Origin of the sequence: Nostoc sp. CHAB 5715 (assembly GCF_020829685.1) — a bacterium.
Classification (GTDB): Bacteria; Cyanobacteriota; Cyanobacteriia; order Cyanobacteriales; family Nostocaceae; genus Nostoc.
This window is the reverse complement of sequence record NZ_JAIVFR010000720.1, coordinates 1-4,013: the sequence shown is the minus strand read 5'-3', so window position 1 is coordinate 4,013 and position 4,013 is coordinate 1. Positions and strand designations below refer to the sequence as shown.

General features: G+C 42.8%; 4 protein-coding genes. 3 read left to right on the top strand and 1 reads right to left on the bottom strand.

All coding sequences use genetic code 11. From position 1 onward, the window contains the following. The first annotated feature begins 686 nt into the window (after positions 1-686). From LC574_RS29860 to LC574_RS29855, 3 genes are all read left to right on the top strand, one after another. Positions 687-2,216 (top strand): YifB family Mg chelatase-like AAA ATPase, encoded by a 1,530-nt coding sequence (locus LC574_RS29860; protein WP_229457231.1) that lies wholly within the window; start codon positions 687-689, stop codon positions 2,214-2,216. Between the two features lie 98 nt (positions 2,217-2,314). Further along, positions 2,315-2,437, top strand: coding sequence for a hypothetical protein (locus LC574_RS38310; RefSeq protein ID WP_267871716.1), 123 nt, complete (start codon positions 2,315-2,317; stop codon positions 2,435-2,437). 590 nt (positions 2,438-3,027) lie between these two features. Continuing rightward, entirely contained in the window at positions 3,028-3,720 is a 693-nt protein-coding gene (locus LC574_RS29855) for a PD-(D/E)XK nuclease family protein (protein ID WP_229457230.1), read from the top strand. 80 nt (positions 3,721-3,800) lie between these two features. On the opposite strand, the gene LC574_RS29850 is transcribed toward LC574_RS29855, so the two are convergent. Beyond that, the coding region (locus tag LC574_RS29850) for a type II toxin-antitoxin system VapC family toxin (protein ID WP_368736749.1) at positions 3,801-4,013 on the bottom strand (213 nt) is incomplete at its 5' end.

Here is a 4,013-nt window from a genome sequence, read left to right as displayed (position 1 = left end):
GACTAATATTTGATTTCTGAAAAAGCTCGGTACAACTCGAAAAGCCTAATTCCTTATTCCCTACTCCCTACTCCCCACTCCCCGCCTACGTAAATAATTTCAAAAATCAAATACGATTCCTATATCATGTCCGGGTAATTCGTTATGATTCCATAGTCATTGCACCCCACACGCCAGATGCTCCACTTGGGGAGACCCCTGCGTACCCGTCACTGGCTCCCCTTAATCCCCTCCCCGATGCTTTGCTACGGTGTACACACAAGTATGACCAGCATAGGTTTCAATTCTAGTAGTTTCGTAGGGTGCGTTATGGATACGCCGAAATAACAAATGCGTTCGCCGAAATAACAATTGCGTTCGCCGAAATAACAATTGCGTTCGCCGAAATAACAATTGCCAGCGCCATGATTGCAAGAATTTAGCTTTGTCACGCCAGCGTAACGCACTGCAAATTTTTGATAGATGAAGTTTTTCCGAGTTGTGTGTACACCGTAGCCGATGCTTTGGGGTGATTCGGGTTTAATAAGCAATCAAGCTGACATGATATAATGCAGTGTTACCGCGTGGTCTATTTACCTAAAAATTGGTGTAACTATTTTCCTCAAAAAATCGTCTCTGTAATTTCACTAATGCCAATCTACCAACTCATCTGCTAGAGATTTGAAAGGTTTACTGTTATATAATAAATGCTTGCCAGAGTCTGGAGTGCATCAATTGTGGGCATCGATGCCGTCAAAGTAGGCGTAGAAGTCGATGTATCAGGGGGATTACCGGGAATTGTTGTCTTGGGACTACCAGATTCAGCGATTCAAGAATCACGAGAAAGAGTCAAAGCAACTCTGAAGAATGCAGGTTTCGCCTTTCCCATGCGAAAAATTGTGATCAATTTAACTCCCGCAGATTTACGGAAAGAAGGCCCCTGTTTCGATTTGCCTATTAGTGTAGGAATTTTGGCGGCTTCTGAGCAAGTTAGCGCTGATTTGTTGGGGGATTATCTATTCTTGGGCGAAGTTTCTCTGGATGGCAGTTTGCGTCCGGTGGCTGGTGTCTTACCCATCGCAGCAGCAGCCCAAAAGATGGGAATTGCAGGTTTAGTAATCCCTGCTGATAATGCCCAAGAAGCGGCGGTGGTTCAAGACTTGGCTGTTTACGCCTGCAAGCATCTGTCTGATGTGGTGGATTTTTTAAATAATCCCGGACGTTACAAACCTGTGCAAATTGATCATACAACAGAGATAGCAACAGTATCTTACCCTGGCGCAGATTTGCATGATGTGAAAGGACAGGCTCATGCGCGTCGTGCTTTAGAAATTGCTGCTGCTGGTGGTCATAATTTAATTTTTGTCGGGCCGCCTGGTAGTGGGAAAACCATGTTAGCACGGCGCTTACCAGGAATTTTACCGCCCTTGAGTTTTGCCGAATCTTTAGAAGTGACTCGCATCCATTCGGTGGCTGGTTTATTGAAAAATCGCGGTTCGTTGGTACGCGATCGCCCTTTTCGCAGTCCCCACCACTCAGCATCCGGGCCTTCTCTTGTGGGTGGTGGTAGCTTTCCTCGTCCTGGGGAAATCTCATTATCTCACAGAGGTGTGCTTTTTTTGGATGAACTCACGGAATTTAAACGTGATGTTTTAGAATTTCTGCGTCAACCTTTGGAAGATGGTTATGTGACAATTTCCCGCACCAAACTATCAGTAATGTTTCCCGCGCAGTTTACTTTGGTGGCGAGTACTAATCCCTGTCCTTGCGGTTACTATGGCGATACCATCCAACAATGTACTTGTTCTCCCCGTCAACGTGAGCAATATTGGGCAAAACTTTCTGGGCCGTTGATGGATCGAATTGATTTACAAGTTGCGGTGAATCGCTTGAAACCAGAGGAGATTACCCAACAACCGACTGGAGAAGCATCAACATCAGTACGGGAACGGGTTCAACAAGCAAGCGATCGCGCAGTTACCCGTTTCCAAGGAGAAGCAAATCTGCGTTGCAATGCCCACATGCAGAGTCGTCATCTCCAGAAATGGTGCAAGCTAGATGATACTAGTCGCAGTTTATTAGAAGTAGCAATTAGAAAATTAGGTTTATCAGCAAGAGCAAGCGATCGCATTCTCAAAGTAGCACGAACTATTGCAGATTTAGCGGCAGAAGATGAGGTAAAAACCAATCATCTGGCGGAAGCAATTCAGTATCGCACAATCGATAGAATGCAGTAAGAATCTTGTGATGATGGCTTAAGTCTGTTAAGGGTTGAGGCAGATAGTTCGTGTTTCCAGCAGCTAGAACAGTAAGGCTAAAGCTGTGATTCTAATAAATGAGTCAAAGTCTAAACTTCATGGAAATCAATACTTTAGCAGAATCACAGACCGCAAATTTCAAAGTCAATATTTTGCTGGAAAATAGAGAAGATAGTAGTGCGATCGCAATGACATATTAAATTTTATTATTTCATCGAATAATAAAAACTGCGATGCACCCTTTTAGAACTTCCACACTATCGTGTTGAAGCCAACATTTAAAAGTGGGTTAAGTAGGAAAAGTAGGATATTTTCTATAAAACATTAAATAAACTTTTATTTAAGTTCATTCTTGAGAAATTCAGCGTACTATAGGACTCCTATTTGAGAAACACAAAAAACTCTTTCCCCACTCCCTACTCCCCACTCCCTACTCCCCACCTTCACCCGTCATTTTTGGGTTGACAGACCAGTAGTCTACCTACGCGGACTAATAAAAATTAAAGTTTTAAAACCTGCAAAAGCAAGTTGGGGAGCATCCCAAATGTGTAAAAATATAATTTGTCATTGCGAGCGGAACGTAGTGGAGCGTTCGCGGAGCGTCTCGTAGAGAAGCAATCGCAAAGTACGGTTGTTGCGATTGCTTCATTCGCAATGACCATCTACGATCTTGGTAAAATTGCAAAATTGAGATGCTTCCAGCAAGTTTTGCCTGTGTGGAAGATGAACTGAAATTTCTAATCGCCACTTTCTTAATTACGAATTACGAATTACGAATTACGAATTAATAATGCAATTTGATACCCAACTGCTACCACGCATTAATGCCACATCTAAGAGAGAAAATGGTAAACAATATTATGTAGATGCCAAGGGAAATCGTTTTCCCAGCGTGACTACAATACTTAATGCCACCAAATCACAAGCAGACAGAGACAGATTATTAAACTGGAAAGCGCGTGTTGGAACAGAAGAAGCTACCCGCATTACTACAACTGCTAGTCGTCGGGGAACCCAAACACACAAACAAATTGAGCGCTACCTCCTTGGTCAAAACCCTGTTTGTCCCGAAGCGAGTCGCCCTTATTGGGAGAGTATCAAGCCAGTTTTACAACAAATCGACACAGTTAGACTTGTGGAAGGCTCTGTTTTTCATCATAATTTGGGTTATTCTGGCAAAGTTGATTGTATTGCCAGCTATCAAGGTATTCCCTGTATTTGCGAGTGGAAAACAGCAGACCAACCCAAAGGCTCAATTGAGCATTTATACGAACATCCACTGCAACTTACAGCGTACATAGGAGCAGCTAACGAGTATTATCGAGATTACGGCATTCAACTAAAGCACGCTCTGTTGGTAGTAGCGATTCCAGAAATGCCAGCAGAGGTATTTTGGTTTGAATCAGCAGTCATTAAAGATTACTGGGAGCAGTGGGAAAAAAGAGTTGCTCAATATTGGGAACGCAGAAGTGTTTGGGATTAATCAGTAGGATTGCACAATTACCAAAAGACTGCATTTCGTAACGTGAAGTAAATTTTCACTCCTTAGTAACAACAAGCAATCTAACCTTGTAATGGTAAGACAGTAATTAACCCAGAAAATCTTGCAAAATCACCTATGTTGTGAGTGAGTAACTGAGGAATGCCATAAACTAGCATCGTGGCGACAATATTTGCATCATGAACTTGCTTACCACCGCTAGGAACTTCCTCCATGAGTGTCAGTAACCTATCTGTCACCAGCAAATTTTCTTCAACCAAGCGAAATGCAGTCTT

Excerpts from the sequence above, each read along its gene's own strand:
- LC574_RS29860 (WP_229457231.1), top strand. The coding sequence starts at position 687 with ATGCTTGCCAGAGTCTGGAGTGCATCAATTGTGGGCATCGATGCCGTC.
- LC574_RS38310 (WP_267871716.1), top strand. The coding sequence starts at position 2,315 with ATGAGTCAAAGTCTAAACTTCATGGAAATCAATACTTTAGCAGAATCA.
- LC574_RS29855 (WP_229457230.1), top strand. The coding sequence starts at position 3,028 with ATGCAATTTGATACCCAACTGCTACCACGCATTAATGCCACATCTAAG.